Raw genomic sequence first — 19061 nt, 5'->3', positions numbered from 1 at the left:
AGTGGGCATCGAGCCGCGCATCATGGGCTTCGCACCGGCACCAGCGATCAAAAAGCTGCTCAAGCAGGCCAATCTGACGCTTGATCAGATGGATGTGATTGAGCTGAACGAAGCCTTTGCTGCACAGGCACTGGCCTGTACCCGAGACTTAGGGCTGGCGGATGACGATGCACGGGTGAATCCGAATGGCGGTGCAATTGCACTGGGTCATCCATTGGGTGCATCAGGTGCGCGTCTGGTGACGACGGCTTTAAACCAGCTGGAACAGTCGGGCGGTAAGTATGCGCTGTGTTCGATGTGTATCGGCGTGGGTCAGGGAATTGCACTCATTATTGAGCGGGTTTAAGGAATAAATATGCCAGTATTTCACTTTAAAGACACACTAACGGCGCAGGATGTTGCTCTCAATTATGCAACATTCGGTCAGGCGGATCGTCCTGCACTGATCTTTTCAAATTCGTTAGGTACCAACCTGAGTATGTGGCAACAACAGGTAGCGTATTTTCAGGACAAGTATTTTGTCATTTGCTACGACACGCGTGGTCATGGTGCATCATCGACACCTGTTGGCCCTTATCGCATTGATCAGCTAGGTACCGATGTAATTGCATTGCTTGATCATTTGCAAATTCCTCAAGCTACGTTTTGTGGAATCTCGATGGGTGGGTTAACTGGACAATGGCTGGCAATACATTTTCCTGAGCGTTTTAATCAGGTGATTGTAGCCAACACCGCAGCAAAAATTGGAGAAGCTCAGGCTTGGCAAGCACGTGCGCAATTGGTGCGTGAGCAAGGGTTAACGCCGGTTGCTCAAACTGCGGCAGCACGCTGGTTTACGCCAGGCTTTATTGAAGACTCACCAGAAATTGTAGAAAAGCTGAGTCATGATTTAGCTCAAGGTAGTGCCGAAGGCTATGCCAGTTGCTGTGAAGCGTTGGCAGAGGCTGATGTGCGCCCTCAACTGCAACGTATAAGCATACCGATACTGGTGATTGCTGGTGCACAAGATCCAGTGACCACAGTAGCCGATGGTCAGTTTTTATGTGAGCATATTGTACATTCAACACTTGAAGTGCTGGAGGCATCGCATATTTCGAATGTGGAACAGCCACAGGCATTTAATCACGCAGTCGAAGCAGTAATGAAGCGCTTCAATTGATTTAATCTTTTTGACAGATAGAGATTTTAAACCTTTATCTATGAATTTTCAAAACGCCGCGCGTTCATGCACGTGGCGTTTTTTTGTATCGGCTCAGAAAGCGATTTTATATGAAAGCAAAAACAGATACTATTCCCGTTCAAGAATCACACAAGCAAAATTCAGGTAGATCATTCGCTTTTTTGCCGTGGATTTTACTGCTTCAGACACTGCTAAACTCACCAGTACTTCAGTGCGTACTATCAATACAACTTACATCAAATTGCGTAAAAAAATTACTATTTAGTATGAACGAATATCTCTTTTCAATGATGTTGTTGAACTGGATGAATTTTATTTCTGAGTCAATCGTGTACGAGGTAAGCACGGTCGAGGTGCATTAGGTAAAACCGTTGTTTTTGGACTACTCAAACGGGGTAGGAATTTATATAAAGGAATTGTCCCTCACTGCTCCCAAGCTACGCTAAAAGGTATTATTCGTGGACATATTGAGCTTGTTCAGTGACTTATGCAATAGGCTGGAGAGGCTATGATGGTCTAGTTGAAATTGGTTTTGGTAAATATCTAGGAGTTAATCATGGAGACAATGAATTTGCTAATGCTGAGCGTCATATTAGCGGCATAGAATCATTCTGGAACTATGTTAAAAAGCGACTCAGTAAATTTAATAGAATTGACAAAAAGATATTTTACTTGCATCTTAAAGAAAAGGAGTATTGCTTCAATCATTGGTATTGTAATTTATACCTCGATTTGCTTAAATTAATTCGTAATAATTTTCTTTAACTTCCTGATCCCCAAAATTAAAATAGGGAAAATTATGAAATATAAGAGTTTATATTTAGTATTATTATTATCTATACCATCATTTAGTTTTGCTGGAAATTTAAATTTAAATCCATATCTAGAAAATCCATCTACGTTATCTAAGATTGATAGTGACTCACATATTCAGAATGAATTAGCGGCTGTATTAGGCGAAGATTACATTAAATTTTCGAAAAATTTTGAAGTTTTATCAACACCATATAAGTTAAAAATGGCAAAAGCTATTTATTCTGAAGGTAGAACAAAAGCAGGTAGTGATGCTTCTGCAATGACTTTGTATGCAGATGGTCGTATTTACGCAGCTCACTATAATTCACAAAAACACACTGTCAGATATTTTACAAATGATAAGTCGTGTTCAACGGTACTTCATCCCACAATCCAAGTCTTTACAAAGCATTATCCGAATGTAAAAGTTGAGTTTATAAGCTCGAATAATAGTGTTCTGAAATATAATGGTGGTAATGGGTTAGGGTGTTCTAGCCCAACATCCCGTACAGTTCAAACATATGCCATTGCGTCCGATAATCCAGCTCAAGCTGCTGCACGTGAGGTTGCCTCTAAGATATGGACACAAAGTATAGCTAACTCATTAGATATGAATAATGACGTGGGGGTTGTCATTTCTAATACAGTAAAATCAATTCTTACCTGTTCTGCAAATTTTAATTTGGTTCCAAAACCACCTGGTGTTGGAGACATAATTCCTGGTACATCATATTTTGTAAAACCAGGATTAGATTATTTGAAAGATTATTTTTATGAAATCATTCCTTATTTAGCTGGATTAAGCGGTGCTCAACCAGTTTATAAAGCTTGTATAAATGTAGCAGCAGCAAATAATAGATCTGCATTAGAGATGGCATCACTAGGAATCTAACGAATGTCTACTTCTCTATGGATATTAATTTATTTATGTTTTAGCTTGGTTTGTAAGTGGATTCTTTCATGGGGTGGGGCTAGTTATATTAAGGGTTGGAAAAGTATCTTTTTTTTAGATACAGAATCTAGCTCATGGAATGAAGAACAAGTAAAAATGATGACCTTGTTTTTATGGGTTGGTTTTTCTATCTTATTTGTAATTGGTTTAATTTATCCAGAATACAGATTCTATAAGCTTAAAAATAATTTGTAGATTACTAGTAAAATAGAAAAATAAGTTTTTATCTAATTTAAATGCAAAGTCCTTGTTTCCATAAGGGCATTCAACTTACATTTCTGGCGTTACACTTAAATGATGGTTAGAAGAGTTGTTTAATGAAAGCTCTGTAGAGTTACCAACTCGTAAAGATATTCACACAAAGCCTTATATATAGCAGTCAAATCTTATGCTAACCCGAATCGCGGATAAGAAATTGACTTGAAAAATAAGAGGACTAGAGCTATCAGTTGAGTTACCACACCAAACTCACAACTCTAGTCCTGATGTTTAATAGTACCGAATTATTCTGCATAATTGATGATTTTTTTCTTAAATTTGAAGCAACTTATTAGGAGTTTCTCAAACAAAATCGTGGTTCCTTAAGAATCAGAACTGCTCAACTTACAATTTCAGAAATCTGCTTTATTGTTATTTGGTACAAATGCTCTCATTTCAATAATTTCAAAGCCTTTTTTACTTGGTTAAAAGAAGATAAAAGCCATTTATTTAAGTACTTGCCTTGCTATCAAAGGATGATTCATCTGATCAAAAGGCATGAATTAGCTCTACACGCTTTAAATGTGGCATTGATGAAAGGCCAAGATACACAATATTTATGGATTGATTCAACCACTCTGCCAGTTTGTAAAAATCAACGTATTCAGCGTCATAAATCATTAGTCCAAATTGCATCACGTGGTAGAAGCTCAATGGGCTGGTTTTATGGCTGTAAATTACATATTGCGATGAATCAATTGGGTGAAATTGCCTGTTCTGCTTTATCGAATGGACATGTTGCTGACATGAAAAATGGTTGAGCAATTAGTTGATGGTCTAAACGGAAAACTTTACGGGGATCGAGGTTACATCAGCCAAGAATTAAAAATTAGATTGAAAGATCAAGGTATTGATTTAATTACTTATCATCGTAAGAATATGCAGGCTATTCAACTCTGTGCATCAGATGAATATCACTTAAGACAACGCAATAAAATAGAAACATTATTCAGTTTATTGAAGGGGCAATATAATTTAGTGACGAGTAAAGCACGTAGTCTTCATGGATTTCTGAGTGGAATTTACGCCTCACTATGTGCATATCAATTAACCCATCGAAATAAGCCAACAATTCAAATTATGAAATCATCGGCTTAAACAGGATTCGGGTTAGTTAATATGTTTAAGTACTTATGTGATGGCTAACATTTAAACTATGTTGTTAAATATCTTTTTGGTATATAAAATCTAAAAATTCAAAAAAATTATACACTTTAGTCAATCAAAAGGTAAAATTATGAAGAAGTTCTTCTTATCAAGCATTCTAATAGCTCAAAGCTCACTAGTTTTAGCAGCAGGCAATCCTGTTGCAGTAGGTGATGTTTTAGGTCGAGATCTATCTGTTTCAGGATTTGGGTATTTAGGACACTTAGGTGTTTTAGCTGCAAAAGATAATGTGGCTCAAGTAATGAATGCTACGCCGTATGTTAATGTAGTCCAGAATGTAACAGTTAACGGATTTAAAGTTGATACGTATTGGGGTGCTAAAGCTAAATCAAGCTTTACTTGGAAGTCTCCATATACTTCAGCAACAAGCCAAATTAATACGCTTTCAAACCAACAAAAACCTCACGTATCTTATAACTTGTGGTCTTCAACACCGAACCCAGCTATTCAAGTTTGTTCATCTTATAATTCATCAGGAGCTTGTACGGCGTATACTTGGCAAAAAGGCTCGTTCAGATGTGATGCATTCGTTAAATGGATATTTACACAAACAGGCAATGGAAATTTAGGTGGTAGTCTTCCAAGTTCGACTTATGGTAGTTCATTATTAACAATTACCAGAACATAGTTTAATATTTTAGTACATGCCCTTAATTAAAATAGATTAAGGGTATTTTAAATTTTTAAGAAGGCTTTATGAAAAATAGTAGAAATAAAATAATCCTTGTGATTATAGCACTTGGCCTTGGTTTAGTTGGTTTATATCTTTTTACTAATAATGATGATAATCAAGTAAAAGAAGAGGGTACTAAATCTGAGTATCAAACAACGCAACAATCAGTTGCTTCTGATACTAGCGATATAAAATTTAGTCAGGAATTACCTGATAATATATCACCGCCGAGATGGGCTCAAAAAATGTTGAATATTTTAAATAATTCAGCTTTACCAAGAGAGCAAAAGATTGATCAATTAGTTGGATTGTTGAAAGAAAATAATTCTGATCCACAGGCTTTAACTGACATTCTGGTGTCACTTACTGCATTAAACCCTATTGAGGCAGCTGACGAAATTATACCTTATTTAAAGAATGGAAGTCCTCGGGTTCAAAGTGCGGCTTTGGGTGCTTTAAATAATGCATCATTATTAACTGAAGAAGAACACCAGCTTAAAAAAGCTTTACCAAAAAATGATCTTGTTCGTAAACGAATTGCTGATGCGGTCAATGATATCAATGCAGATCCACACACCTCAGAGGAAGTTAGACAGGCATTGATCTCAACTTATTCTTCAACAAATCCTTCAGCAGAAGATTCAAAAAAAATGAATCAAAATATATTGAGTAAGGATAATGTTTCACTTAATGAAGCGAGTTATGTAGCTACTTCAGTGCTAAATGGAAAAGAAGTATCAACAACACTCGCTACATTAGGTTCAAAGGATAGAGAAATGAAGGATAGTGTCATTAGTAGTATAGGAGCAAACCTACTAGACAATCCTAATGTGGTTTCTTTATTGTCAAAAGAACAACGTAAACAAATATATACCTTCATTTCAAATAATCCACCATCTACAACTAACCCAAATGATTTTAGTTATCAAAATGATCAATGGAAAAATACATTGAATCTGTTAAGTAATGAATAAGCATCGATATATCGAATGTACTAGGTGAATAGCCACCAAAATTCTAGATACACATAGCCCGTTTGAAATGGGCTTTTTCATACTCTAATGGAGAACGCTGACCATTGGAACCATGTCTGCGTTTTGAATTATAAAACATCTCAATATATTCAAAGATATCGGTTCTAGCCTCGGATCTGTTTGAATAAATTTTCTTCTTGATGCGTTCGCGCTTTAACAACTGAAAGAAACTCTCAGCAACAGCATTATCATGACAGTTTCCTCTGCGACTCATACTACATTCCAGATTATGTTGTTTAAGGAATACTTGCCATTCATGGCTGGTATATTGGCTGCCTTGGTCAGAGTGGATCAGAACCTTATTCTGTGGTTTTCTCCGCCATAGCGCCATTAATAATGCAGTTAGCACAAGATCTGTAGTCATTCTCGATTTCATAGACCAGCCAACAACAAGACGTGAAAATAAATCAATCACCACAGCAAGATATAACCAACCTTCATGTGTACGAATATACGTAATGTCAGTTACCCACCGCTGATTAGGCTGAGTTGGGTTAAACTGTCGTTCCAAGGTGTTTGCGGAAACAATACTGGGCGTACCTGCATAAGTTCTAGGCTTGCGGTAGCCGCGCTGTGATTTAAGCCCATTCGCTTTCATTAACCGATGTACAAGATTGATACCGCAATTTTCGCCAGCGTCTTTCAAATCACAGTGAATCTTGCGATAGCCGTAGACTCCTCCAGATTCCAGCCAAAACTGTTTAATTAAGCCTGCAAGCTGTTGCCGTTTCTTTATAGTTTTACTCGTGGGTTGCTTTAGCCATGCGTAATAACCACTATGATGAACATGTAAAGTCGAACATAAACGACGAACAGACCATATGTGCTGATGGTCCTGAATAAAGGCATACCTCATTTGGACTGGCTTGCGAAGTACACCGCGGCTTTTTTTAATATGTCCCTTTCTTCTGTAACCCGTTGCAGCTCTTTTTTTAGTTTTGCCAATTCTGAAACTGCATCCCTAAAGTCTATGATTTTAGGTTCTTGAGGATCATAACACTTGATCCAGGCATAAAGACTATGCGTGGTTGTACCTAAACGTGTGGCCACTTCAGACACACTATGACCTTTTTCAGTCACTTGCTTTACTGCTTCAATTTTGAATTCTTCAGGGTATCGTTTACTGCTCATAAGCACCTCGTTAATTAGCCATTTTATCTAACTAAAAGGTGTCTACAAAATCGGTGGCTATCCATCTTTTATAAAAAATATGAATACGGTTAAAATAATAAAGGATAATAAGACATACAGAATATTTTTTTTCATAAGTAATCTATCAATGTTAAAAGAATTCCTCATTATGATTTAATGAGGAATATATTAAAAATTATGCACGAGTTATCGTTAGAAGAGAGCTATTAAAAGTACCGTTAGAAGTATTTCCACCTAAGTTCCCATTTCCTGTCTCTGTATAAAGCCATTTTGTAAATCTGTCACAACGAAAGCTACCCTTTTGCCAAGTATAGGCTATACATCTACCGCATGAATTATAAGATGAACAAAAGTGAACTTGTTTTTGCTTTGTTATAAAACACATTTTTATCTTTAGAATTAAGATAAAACAATTGCATACGAATATCCTCACGATTTAATTCATACCATTGTTTGTATGATAGTTATTTTGATTAGCATGACATTCTAGTGTTAGATGCGATACGTAGTAGTTTACTGAAGCATATAGCAATCCGACCATACATCGAATTCGTGAATTTGACATCAAATGACAACTTTCGCGCTTTAGTGTCAAGTTTCTTTCTTCAAACTTGAACAATATAAGTCAAACAGCGATATATACATTCGAAAGAACATGGCCGGATTTGATTCGATTTCAAGTGTGCCATTTTGAATTATTTAAATACAGGAGTCATTCATGGTTACACGTTCAACCATTATGGATACCAATAGTTTCCGCGCAGAACATGCAGCCGCACTGGATGCTGAAACCCGAAAATTAACAGATAAACGCAGCCAAGTGCTCGGTGAGTCTTATCGATTATTTTATCGTAACCCTGTGCATTTGGTAAAAGGGCAAGGACAGTATCTTTGGGATGCTGCGGGCCATAAATATCTCGATGTATACAATAATGTAGCCAGTATTGGGCATTGTCATCCTGCTGTCATTGAGGCAGTGAATGAGCAGATGAAAATGCTCAATACACATACACGTTATTTGCATGAAAATATTCTGAATTACACCGAAGAGCTTTTAAAAACAACACCAAGCGAAATTGACCGTGCCATGTATATGTGTACAGGTTCTGAAGCCAATGATTTGGCCATTCGAATTGCCCGTGAATATAGTGGCGGAACAGGTATCATTGTTTCGCAAGAAGCTTATCACGGCACCAGTGAGTTAACTTCAGGCTGTTCTCCTGCATTAGGTTCTGGTCAGGCTTTGGCAGCTACAACTCGTTTGGTTCCTGCACCGGATGCATACCGAATTGCAGCAGATGATTTAGGTGATTGGTTTGCAGCGCAAATTCAACAGCAAATCGATGACATGAACGCCAACGGTATTAAGTTTGCAGGCTTTCTGGCAGATTCAATTTTCTCTTCAGATGGTGTAATGCCAAATCCGGTTGGATTTTTGAAAAAAGCAGTAGATGTGGTTCATGCCAATGGCGGAATATTTATTACCGATGAAGTACAACCTGGGTTTGCACGTACTGGAGACTCATTTTGGGGATTCGGTCGCCATGGTGTAGTGCCAGATATTATTACCACAGGTAAACCGATGGGCAATGGAATCCCGGTATCTGGTCTACTTGCCAAAAGCGATGTATTGGCAGCATTTAGCGATAATATTCCATATTTCAATACTTTCGGTGGAAACCCAGTATCGATGGCGGCAGCTCAAGCTGTTCTCAAGGTAATTCATGATGAAGACTTACAAGCACACAGCAAATATGTGGGTGCTAAACTTCAGGCCGAACTTAGCAAACTCATGGATATACATGAATGTGTGGGCGATGTACGCGGTGCGGGCTTGTTTATCGGATTTGAACTGGTGAAAGATCGTGACAGTAAATCGCCAGATAAAGCCTTGGCACTGAATCTGATTGAAGAATTACGTAATACTCACCGCGTATTGACTTCTGTTGCTGGCCCATATGGCAATGTACTGAAATTACGTCCACCGCTGGCATTTCAGGAACACGATATCGACTGGTTGGTCAGCGCACTCAATCAATCTATTCGTAAACTCAAAGATTAAAGCTCAGCTAATCTTTAAGCCTTATCATTCGATAAGGCTTTTTTTATCCTGCCTGAGCTGTAATTTCTGTGTGCTGCTCACGCTCATTATGCTGCTCAGTTTCACTTTGATGTGGTTTTCCATACAAATCGATATGCTGATCGCCCCATTCTTTTAAAGCAATTAAAATAGGCTTTAAGGTTTGACCTAGCGCAGAAAGCTGATACTCAACCTTAGGTGGCACTTGCGGGTAAACCGTTCGAATAATGAGTCCGTCTTGTTCAAGCTCGCGAAGCTGATTAGTGAGCATACGCTGAGTTACATTTGGAATACGGCGCTTTAGCTCATTAAAACGTAATATTTTTTCGGTAAGTAAATTCCATAAAATTAAACTTTTCCATTTACCGTCGAGTAGGCCAATCGCAGCCTCGACCGAGCAGCCTGGATTACAATTAAAGCGTGAATGTTTTACCTTACTCATAACAGTATCCTTTTTGACACTATGTGCGAAATTTGTCTGTATATACGGTGATTAAGCTTAAGGTATGCTACCACGCAATACAAGTGAGGAACGTCAAGATGAAAGCGGTAGGCTATAAAGAACAAGGTGAGATTACACGTCCAGATGCATTGGTGGATATCGAGATCGAGCAGCCCGTGGCGCGCGGTAAAGATATTCTGGTCGAGGTAAAAGCGATTTCAGTGAATCCGGTTGATACCAAAGTTCGCAAACGTGCAGCAGCAGAAGCAGGACAGTGGAAAATTTTAGGTTGGGATGCAGCTGGCGTTGTGATCAGTGTAGGCGACGAAGTCACCGAATTCAAAGTAGGCGATGAAGTCTGGTATGCAGGTGATTTAACCCGTCCGGGCAGTAATGCACAGTTTCAATTGGTCGATGCGCGCATTGTGGGGCATAAACCGAAACGCCTTTCTTTTGCAGAAGCGGCTGCTATGCCTCTGACCACCATCACTGCATGGGAAATGTTGTTTGACCGTTTAAAAATTGAAGATCCAGTATCAGGTGGAGAACGAAGTATTCTAATTATTGGTGGGGCTGGCGGTGTTGGCTCAATCACGATTCAATTACTCAAAGCAAAATCAGATTTGAAAGTTATTGCGACAGCATCACGCGCAGAGACACAAGCGTGGGTGAAACAGCTCGGAGCGGATTACGTGATTGATCATTCAAAACCACTTAAGGCGCAAATGGATGAACTGGGTTTAAAGGCACCTAGTTATGTTTTTTCTACCAATTATACCGATCAATATATGGAGCAGATTGCTGCATTGACCGCACCTCAGGGGCGTTTGGGCCTGATTGATGATCCAGCCGAACTGAGTATCAGCCCACTTAAAACCAAATCGATCTCTTTACATTGGGAGTTTATGTATACCCGCTCAATGTATCAAACGGAAGATATTGCACAGCAGCGTGAACTGTTAAATGCAGTGGCCAAACTGGTCGATGATGGCGTCATTCAATCCACATTGACTGAGGTCTATGGCAAGATCAATGCCGAAAATCTCAAAGAGGTGCATAGCCTGATTGAAGGTGGTAAAGCCAAAGGCAAAATTGTGCTTGAAGGGTTTTAAATCGAATCAATCAACAAATAGCCGGAACCGCTTAATTGCGTGTTCCGGTTGTATTAGTTACGCCATTGTCTTGGATTAACACCAAACCAGCGCTTAAATGCACGAGAAAATGCACTCACCTCTGAGTAGCCCAATAAAAATGCCATTTCGGAAATCGGGATATTTTTTTGTTTCATGTAATGCTCTGCAAGCTCACAACGCACTTTATCGACCAGTGAACTAAAGGTTAATCCTTCAAGTTTAAGCCGACGGGTGAGTGCACAGCTGCTCAAATCCAAATCGTGTGCAATTTTTTCCAGATTAGGTTCACCTGTGTTCAGCTCAATTTGAATATGTGAGCGCACTTGATCGGTTAGGCTTTGTCTGTGTACATGGGTATTGAGCAAGCGAAGAGTATCTAGAATTACGGTTAATAGCAGCGGATCATGATTGGGCATCGGGTGCTGCAAATCTTTTTTTGACAGTAAAATTGAGTTGAATGGCTGATCAAAATAAACAGGTGCGTTAAACAATTTGCTATGTTCTTGCCAAAACTCAGGCCGCGTATGCTCAAAATGAATTTCACGTGGTGAATAATGCCCGCCCAGCACGCCACGAATCACATTCATGAACATGCCTAAGGTCAATTCGGCATCTTGACGTCGGGTCAAGATCGCACCGTGATGCACCTGATAGTCTAAGCGCCAGCAATCTCCTAAATCGACCATGCGGTTCAGCGTGTCTTTCTGGTGCAAATAAAAGTGATTGGTCATATTGACTAATGCGCTTTCAAGCGTTGCAGAGCATAGTCCGATGTAGCCAATTAGACCTAAAGATTTGGGCTGAAATTGCTGACCATAATGTAAACCGAAATTGTCACATCCTGAAAGTTCAGCGGCCTGTTCTAATACATGACAGTAATTGGGAAGTTGTAAACTTAATGTCGGACTGGCCAGTAACTCGGGATTGATACCACTGATACCAAAGACACGATCGACGTCTGCACCTTTGCTGCTAATGAAATCACTCAAGCCTGATGCAGCTGCTGACAACACGCCCTGATTGCACATGCTGGTGCCCAATAGTTGTGCCGTATTCATCTGAAACATGTGAAGATCTCACTTAATACCGATATATACAAGAGATGAAGCAAGATGCATACCAGCTATAGCGTAGTTTTTATATGTACGGCTAAAATTAAAAAACCTGCGCTTGAATTGATCAAGCACAGGTTAAAACATAACTCAGTGGATTGGATTTATTGAGGTTTCAATGCTTTTGGTGTGCTCGATCCGTAACTGATACTGTTGATTGACGCTGTAAATTGTCCTGTGTTTGCATCACGGCCCTGTAGTAAAAATTTCGGATTAGTCTGTCCATAGCTTTGAACAGCCAAAGCTGAAAACTTCCCAATATCTGTGGTGGGTTTACGCAGACGATTTACAATCAGCACCTTTTTCGTATCTGTGAAATCCTGCATCATGTTTTGATCGCCTTCGCTGTCGCCAGCAATGAAGAGCGGCCCATAACCATATTTAGATACCAAAAATTTTTCAATTGTGCGCGTTTTGCCTTTGCCTTGGGTCTGATCATAACCTTTACGAAATTCAGGCAAAATGCGTCCTTGTGAATCTCGCTCAAGTTCCATGGCATAAGCATGGCTGTCTGGAATGTTAAAGCCCACGTTGGGATTAGAAATAATTTCTTTAATCACATCGATATATGAAGCCGAACACACATAAACATCGATGCCGTTATTTTGAAATGCCTGAAATAAGTCCTGCATTTCGGCATAAGGGCGTAAACCATTTTCCCACGTTACACTGATCACACCGGCCTGACCTTTTAAATCAGATGGGGATGTCCATATCACCGGGCCAATGGGCTGAGATTTTTGCCAAGCAACTGTTTTTTGAACCAAATCACGTACTTCTGCTTCGGTCATTCCGGCAAATAAATAGGTTACCCATGGATAAGACACATCATGATCGAAAGTATCTCCAATAGCCGCATACAAATAACGCATTTTGCTGATAAAGTTTTGATAGTGCGGGCTCGTTTGGATTTGCGCTAAGGATTGATTGCCTTTTAAGCCTGAATAGTGCGTATATAGCCATGCATAGCTTTGCACAATATCGGGTGCAATCTTGTCGATATTAACTGCTTGACCTTGGCTGTTATTGTAATCTGCAACAAAATTTTGCGTACTGATTCCCTTACGAATAATCGTATTGAGCTGTTCTGGCGTTACGGCAAATGCAAGCTGTTGAAGTTGATAAATTAATGTCGCTTCCTCAATATCTAAAAAAACCGAGGTATTGTCAAAATCAGTCACAATATAGGGCCGTTTTAACGGATTATAATTAGGACTGTCTTTGCCGTATTGTGCAATTAATTGATTGAGCTGATCGCGATTAAACGCATCCCAGCGACCTTGTGCCAGATACTCCTGCTTGATCGCGGATGCCAACACCTGTGTATCGTGCTTTGGCATTTGGGCACAGCCTCCCAACGCTAAAACACCTGCGATTAAAGCTCCAATTCCGAGTAAATGCATGTTTCTTTTCATATCTAATTTAGCCCCAAATTACGAAATACAACTCAATGAAAAAACAGATAAAGTGAACAAGTGCTTTGTTTTACTTAAGCGTTGCTACGTCCGACTGGCATTTCACCATTTAAGTACTTCTTACATAAGCGCACGGTTTCATTCGACCATTGATCACCTAAGCTAAGCGCCATTTCGGTATGTGCATGTGAACCATTCCACGCCATCATTTGAATGCGACGTTGCATAATAAATGTAGGAATCATGACGTAATCATGATTTTGAACATGACCTGTTTTTTCATAACCTGTTAGCCAGTGCTCTACCCATTGCGGTGCAGCATCTAAATGTTCATTAAAACTAATCGCGGCAGCCAGATCATGCATAAACCAGCTCATACCGCAGTCGTCAAAGTCAATCACACCAATTTGCTGATCTTGCAGCAGTAAGTTGGTGAGCCTTAAATCGGCATGAATCAGACCATAGCGATCTTCACCGGCACCATACTGGCATAGTTCAGTTGAAATACGTGCAATCGCTTCTTCCACCACAGCGTGGTCGGCTTGATCTAAATGCGGTGCATGTTTCCAGTTGCCCCAATGGCCTTGAGCACCGACCATGGTGTCATGATTCCACACAATTCGATTAAACTGTTCTGGGCGTTTCCAGCTTTTACTGTGTTGATGTAGTGCGGCGGTAATTTGTCCCAGTTGTTGAAAAGCGGTCGGATCGACATCGGTGGTGGGCATGCTGCCATTGACCCAATTGAAAAGCACTGCGTAGCGCGAAATGCCTTCGGCCAGTTTCAGGGTGATCACACGTTGACCATCCTGATCGGCAATCGCCAGTGGAACTTCGATTCCACTTTGATTAAGCGCATCTAACCACGCCAGCTCACTTTCGATATCTTGCAAGTGATGATAATTCGGTCGATGGATTCTAAGTGCGTATTTTGCCTGCGCTGTGGTCACTAAAAAAGTGGCGTTTTCTGACTGACACAGGAGTTTAACTGAACCTTGATATTCGTTTGGATATTGCTTGATGGCTTGTTCTGCAAGAATTTGAAGCTGAACTGAGCTTAAAAATTCGTTTTGTTCGACCGTCATGATTCGACTCCTTCACTCTAATTTTAGATACATCGTAAGTACCGATTGGCCTGATCTTATAAAAGAAAAAATGAATCAACTTGACTTCAAATGACCTTGCTCACAATTTGCGGTCAAGTTTTGAAATGGGCTTTTACGCAACATGAATGAAGTCGGTTGGATCAATAGAGTGATTGAATACAATGAAAGATTCAGAATTAAGCCTAGACAATGGCGCAACTCGTGATGTTGATTATTTTGCAAAACGCCAGCTCAAAAAGGGTGCAGTGGGCTGGTTATTATTGGTGGGTTTAGGAGTCTCTTATGTGATATCTGGAGACTTTGCGGGGTGGAACTTCGGTCTGGCTCAGGGCGGCTGGGGCGGTTTATTTATTGCTACGGTCATTGTCGCCTTAATGTACCTGTGCATGAGTTTGTCTATGTCTGAAATGTCGACCATGTTGCCTACCGCAGGTGGTGGCTACAGTTTTGCTCGTGTCGCGTTTGGCCCATTAGGAGGCTACCTCACCGGAACCGCGATTTTAATTGAATATGCCATTGCACCTGCGGCGATCGCGGTCTTTATTGGTTCATATTGTGAGTCACTGTTTGGGATTGGTGGCTGGAGCGTTTACTTACTATGCTATCTGGTCTTTATGGGTATTCATCTTAAAGGTGCGGGAGAAGCCCTTAAAATCATGTTTGGAATTACCGCAATTGCCTGTGTGGCTTTACTGGTATTTATTGTGGCCATGATTCCACATTTTGAAAGCGGTAAATTATTTGATATTGCGGTCAGCAATAACGTTGGGGCCAGTGCATTTTTACCACTCGGTTATTTAGGAATTTGGGCAGCGGTACCCTATGCCATTTGGTTCTTTTTAGCTGTGGAGGGCGTTCCACTGGCGGCAGAAGAAGCCAAAGATCCAGTTCGTTCTTTGCCGCGTGGCCTCATTGGTTCGATGCTGATTTTGGCGGCATTTGCGCTATTGATTTTGTTTTTAAGTGCTGGTGCTGCGGGGTCAGATGCGTTAAAAGCCTCAGGTGCACCTTTGGTTGATGCCTTGATTGCGGTGTATGGGCAGCATACATGGTTGGCCAGTTTTGTTAATTTTGTTGGATTGGCTGGGCTTGTAGCGAGCTTCTTTTCGATTATTTATGCGTATTCGCGTCAGATTTTTGCACTTTCACGTGCCGGATATTTACCAAAAAGCTTGTCATTGACCAACAAAAACAAAGCACCTTTTCTTGCGATTATTATTCCGGGGATCATTGGCTTTTTGATGTCATTGACTCATGAAGGTGATTTGCTGATTTTAATGGCTGTCTTTGGAGCAACCATCTCTTATGTGCTCATGATGCTGTCACATATTAAATTACGGATTTCACATCCAAACCTTGCACGTCCGTATAAAACGCCGGGTGGTGTGGTTACTTCAAGTATTGCATTGGTTCTGGCTGCAATTGCAGTAGTGGCTGGGTTAATGGTCAATCCGAAAGTATGGTTGCTCACCGCAATGATTTATGTGGCTTTTATTCTGTACTTTATTTTGTATAGCCGCTTCCATCTGGTGAAAGGAACGCCCGAAGAAGAGTTTGCGCGCTTGAACGAAGACTAACCACATTTAAGTGAAACCCAAAGGCATGGTATCTACTGATTCCATGCTTTTTTTATATCTGTCGCCTGTACTAGAAGGTGTGTTTTTTTAAAAATTATGCTATTTTCGCCGCGCTTAGGTATTAATTTTTTTGCGATGCATAAATTGGGTGTGGCCTTTGGCCTTTTGGTGATCTTGTTGCAGAATCTTGTATTCTGGCAAGCGCTATTGCCTGTATCGATGCAGCAAAATCCGGTCTGCGTGGAAATTATGCAGATGACTGAGCACAGTGTAATGCATCATGATGCATCGCATACCACAATGTCTGCTGTCAAATCGTCTGCAATGTCATTACATAGCGATTTCAAAGCGGATCATCAGCATTCGATGCATCCAACTCTGGATTGTCATTTTTGTCATCTGTTTCATCATATTGCACCTACGCCGACAACGGATATCACGCTGATCGAGATCGGTCAGGTTTTTAAACTGATTTTCTTATCGGCGATGGCATATATTCTCTTTTGCCTGCGCCGTCTCTTTCTTTGCCCGCAAGGTCGAGCCCCGCCTGTAAATCCTGTTGTGATCTAAATTCCGACATTTTTGTCCAATTTTTGTCTTACAGAGTTTTACTATGTCTAAATTTTATGTTCATCCACTTGCGTGGAGTATTTTACTTGCCCAGAGTTCAATGGTATCGGTGGCTTTGGCGGCTGAAACAGACACTCAAGTTCAAACTGCGCAGCTTTCAACCTTGACGCTAACCGCAGAAAAGCAAGATGAGCGTCATGCATCTTCTCAGGCAATTACCCAGTTTAATCACGATCTGATTGATGTGCCGTTCACCAAATCGCATGTGTCCGAACAAGATATCAAAAATCAGAATATTCAGCGCGTGAGCGATGCATTGGCCTTGGTTAATGGCGTGGTTTATCAAGACAGTTATGGCGGTGGCTTTTGGGACAATTACTCGTTTCGCGGTTTTAGTACCGACCCAAACATGGGCACGATTTACATGCGTAACGGCTTAAGCTCTTTAAGCGGCATCCATGCGCCACGCGATATGGTCAACATCCAGTCGATTGATTTTCTGAAGGGGCCAATGGCTGCCATGTATGGCCAAGGCGCAATTGGGGGGATTATGAACATCACCACCAAACAGCCCGAATGGCAACGTAAGAGTGAATTGACCTTAAGTGGCAGTACACTTGAAGAATACCGGACAGCACTCGATACCACTGGCGCAATCAATGATCAGCTTGCGTACAGACTGGGGCTCGCTTATGAAAACAATCAAAGTTTTAGAGATCAGGTCGATAGCCAGCATTATTATATTGCACCACAGCTGGCTTGGAAAATTTCAGATCGTACTCAGTTGAATCTGGATACAGAATTTGCCAAAAATCAAGGCGTGTTTGACCGTGGCGTACCGATGGTCAACGGTCAATTTGTGGTCAATAAAAAAACCTTTCTAGGCGAACCAAGTGATGGCGATATCAAAATCAACGATCAGATGTATCAACTGCGTCTGAATCATCAATTCAATGACGACTGGAACCTGACCACCGCGTTAAGTCATGAGCAGGGTGAGCGCGAAGGAACTTCAACTGAAATTTCATCGATTGCAGCCGATGGACAAACTGCAAATCGCTTTCGTCGCTATCGATGGTTTGATACCGAAACCACGCAATTTCAGGCAATTTTACGTGGGAAATTGAACACAGGAACCATTAAGCACGAGCTGGTGGCTAATGTTGAAGCAGGGCATTACACCATCGACCAGCTTCAGCGCAGAAGTGCAGTGGGTGCTTTAAGTACGATCAATATTTACCAGCCTGTATATGGTGTAAATGTATTGCCACTCACGCGAGTAACCAAAAACAGTAAAGAAACTCAGGATATGCTGGGATTCAATCTGCAAGATCAGATTTTCCTGAATGATCAGTGGAATATATTGCTGGGCGGACGCTTTAACCGACTAGAGCAGCAAATTGCAGATTATCGAAGTAATACACAAAGCAAGCAGGCCTTTTCGCCGTTTACGCCGCGTGCTGGTATTAACTTCAAGCCCACCGATCATTTATCTTTTTATAGTAACTGGGGAAAATCATTTGAGCTAAATACGGGGTTAAATAAAAATAATCAACTGTATGACCCTGAAAAAACCACCAGTTGGGAAGTTGGTACCAAATATGAATACTTGCCACAAAGCTGGCTGGGATTCACGTATTTTGATCTCGATAAACGCCATTTACTTACCGAAGGGATTACAGACACTTATGTGGACAGTGGCCGCGTGCAAAGCCATGGTCTTGAGTTTGAGCTACAGCATCAGGTCTCTGAGCATTTACGCCTTAATGCAAACTACACCTATACCGATGCCTCGGTGGTCGAAAGTGAAGTCGAAGCCAAAGGTGCACGCCTAAAAAATATTCCTAAGCATACGGCAAATTTAAGTGCGGATTATCAATTTAGTGCGTGGGGGAAAGATGCCGGTGTTACGGGCAATATCAATTATTATGGCAAACGAAGCGCCAATTACATCGACAATGGCACCAGTTTACCTGAATTTACGACCGTAAATGTCGGGGCATATATCAAGCTCCGTCCAGATTTACGTGCCCAGCTCAATATCGACAACCTGTTTGATAAAGACTATTACGTTTCAAGTTATACCAATTACTGGGTACAACCTGGTGAACCACTCAAAGCAACATTGTCATTGAGCTGGAATTTCTAAGAAAGATCGGTCAGCGTTGTATGCTCAGGCAAGCAGCGCTGTAAAATAATCATAATGAAATCAACTATTCGCTATCGTGATCAGATACAGATATGCACCCGCCTGAAATAGACATGCTCATTTTAAAAGCATTATGCGCATTTTTTGCTCATTTGGGTGCGCCGAGCAGACTCATAATATGTTGAATTCAGCTTATATTTGATTCATATATTCATTATTTGAGAATTCAAATATCAAGAATTAATACGAAAAAATGGGCTTCGAGT

Annotated in this window: 15 protein-coding genes and 3 pseudogenes; 13 read left to right on the top strand and 5 right to left on the bottom strand. The window is 40.6% G+C overall.

Annotated features, from left to right (window positions below; all coding sequences use genetic code 11):
- The 8 genes and pseudogenes from Aso01_RS07310 to Aso01_RS07275 form a co-directional block, all read left to right on the top strand.
- Positions 1 to 346 (top strand): annotated as a pseudogene (locus Aso01_RS07310) (acetyl-CoA C-acyltransferase); the annotation flags it as partial.
- A gap of 9 nt (positions 347 to 355) precedes the next feature.
- Positions 356 to 1159 carry a 3-oxoadipate enol-lactonase gene (pcaD, locus tag Aso01_RS07305; RefSeq protein ID WP_004936969.1) on the top strand — a complete coding sequence of 268 codons (804 nt, stop codon included), beginning with the start codon at positions 356 to 358 and terminating at the stop codon, positions 1157 to 1159.
- A gap of 169 nt (positions 1160 to 1328) precedes the next feature.
- Positions 1329 to 1945, top strand: a pseudogene (locus Aso01_RS07300) (IS1595 family transposase).
- Between the two features lie 34 nt (positions 1946 to 1979).
- Positions 1980 to 2867, top strand: coding sequence for a hypothetical protein (locus Aso01_RS07295; protein WP_004936974.1), 888 nt, complete (start codon positions 1980 to 1982; stop codon positions 2865 to 2867).
- Positions 2868 to 2870: 3 nt separating this feature from the next.
- The gene (locus Aso01_RS07290; protein WP_004936978.1) at positions 2871 to 3122 is read left to right on the top strand and encodes a hypothetical protein; all 252 of its coding nucleotides are present in this window, start codon (positions 2871 to 2873) and stop codon (positions 3120 to 3122) included.
- A 290-nt stretch (positions 3123 to 3412) separates the two neighbouring features.
- A pseudogene (locus Aso01_RS07285) lies at positions 3413 to 4283 on the top strand (IS982 family transposase).
- A gap of 139 nt (positions 4284 to 4422) precedes the next feature.
- Positions 4423 to 4980 (top strand): hypothetical protein, encoded by a 558-nt coding sequence (locus tag Aso01_RS07280; protein WP_004936988.1) that lies wholly within the window; start codon positions 4423 to 4425, stop codon positions 4978 to 4980.
- Between the two features lie 68 nt (positions 4981 to 5048).
- On the top strand, positions 5049 to 5999 hold the full coding sequence (locus Aso01_RS07275) for a HEAT repeat domain-containing protein (protein WP_004936991.1): 951 nt from the start codon (positions 5049 to 5051) through the stop codon (positions 5997 to 5999).
- A 43-nt stretch (positions 6000 to 6042) separates the two neighbouring features.
- Here Aso01_RS07275 and Aso01_RS07270 read toward each other — a convergent pair.
- A protein-coding gene (locus Aso01_RS07270) for an IS3 family transposase (protein ID WP_370736352.1) occupies positions 6043 to 7190 on the bottom strand; the annotation gives its coding sequence in 2 pieces (ribosomal slippage) (positions 6043 to 6944 and positions 6944 to 7190; 1149 coding nt in all).
- A 739-nt stretch (positions 7191 to 7929) separates the two neighbouring features.
- On the opposite strand from Aso01_RS07270, the gene Aso01_RS07265 reads away from it, so the two are divergent.
- On the top strand, positions 7930 to 9273 hold the full coding sequence (locus tag Aso01_RS07265) for an aspartate aminotransferase family protein (protein WP_004936997.1): 1344 nt from the start codon (positions 7930 to 7932) through the stop codon (positions 9271 to 9273).
- 43 nt (positions 9274 to 9316) lie between these two features.
- Here the strand turns inward: Aso01_RS07265 and Aso01_RS07260 are convergent, their stop codons facing one another.
- Positions 9317 to 9733 (bottom strand): winged helix-turn-helix transcriptional regulator, encoded by a 417-nt coding sequence (locus tag Aso01_RS07260; protein WP_004936999.1) that lies wholly within the window; start codon positions 9731 to 9733, stop codon positions 9317 to 9319.
- 98 nt (positions 9734 to 9831) lie between these two features.
- On the opposite strand from Aso01_RS07260, the gene Aso01_RS07255 reads away from it, so the two are divergent.
- Entirely contained in the window at positions 9832 to 10845 is a 1014-nt protein-coding gene (locus Aso01_RS07255) for a zinc-binding alcohol dehydrogenase family protein (RefSeq protein ID WP_004937004.1), read from the top strand.
- Between the two features lie 53 nt (positions 10846 to 10898).
- On the opposite strand, the gene qhpR is transcribed toward Aso01_RS07255, so the two are convergent.
- The 3 genes from qhpR to Aso01_RS07240 all read right to left on the bottom strand — a co-directional run bounded on the left by qhpR (position 10899) and on the right by Aso01_RS07240 (position 14478).
- Entirely contained in the window at positions 10899 to 11933 is a 1035-nt protein-coding gene (qhpR, locus tag Aso01_RS07250; protein ID WP_004925421.1) for an AraC-like transcriptional regulator QhpR, read from the bottom strand.
- Between the two features lie 149 nt (positions 11934 to 12082).
- On the bottom strand, positions 12083 to 13318 hold the full coding sequence (locus Aso01_RS07245; RefSeq protein WP_228127993.1) for an HAD family hydrolase: 1236 nt from the start codon (positions 13316 to 13318) through the stop codon (positions 12083 to 12085).
- Positions 13319 to 13467: 149 nt separating this feature from the next.
- Positions 13468 to 14478, bottom strand: coding sequence for a phosphotransferase enzyme family protein (locus Aso01_RS07240; protein WP_004925413.1), 1011 nt, complete (start codon positions 14476 to 14478; stop codon positions 13468 to 13470).
- Between the two features lie 182 nt (positions 14479 to 14660).
- Between Aso01_RS07240 and eat the strand changes: the two genes are divergently transcribed.
- The 3 genes from eat (at position 14661) to Aso01_RS07225 (ending at position 18795) form a co-directional block, all read left to right on the top strand.
- Positions 14661 to 16076, top strand: a complete 1416-nt coding sequence (gene eat, locus Aso01_RS07235) for an ethanolamine permease (RefSeq protein ID WP_004937009.1) — start codon at positions 14661 to 14663, stop codon at positions 16074 to 16076.
- 168 nt (positions 16077 to 16244) lie between these two features.
- A complete protein-coding gene (locus tag Aso01_RS07230) occupies positions 16245 to 16646 on the top strand; it encodes a hypothetical protein (RefSeq protein ID WP_228127994.1) in 402 nt (133 codons plus the stop codon).
- A gap of 43 nt (positions 16647 to 16689) precedes the next feature.
- Positions 16690 to 18795, top strand: a complete 2106-nt coding sequence (locus tag Aso01_RS07225) for a TonB-dependent receptor (RefSeq protein ID WP_004937016.1) — start codon at positions 16690 to 16692, stop codon at positions 18793 to 18795.
- Positions 18796 to 19061 lie beyond the last annotated feature (266 nt).

Origin of the sequence: Acinetobacter soli, from assembly GCF_000760595.1 — a bacterium.
Lineage (GTDB): Bacteria > Pseudomonadota > Gammaproteobacteria > Pseudomonadales > Moraxellaceae > Acinetobacter > Acinetobacter soli.
This window is presented reverse-complemented; position numbering and strand designations above follow the sequence as displayed.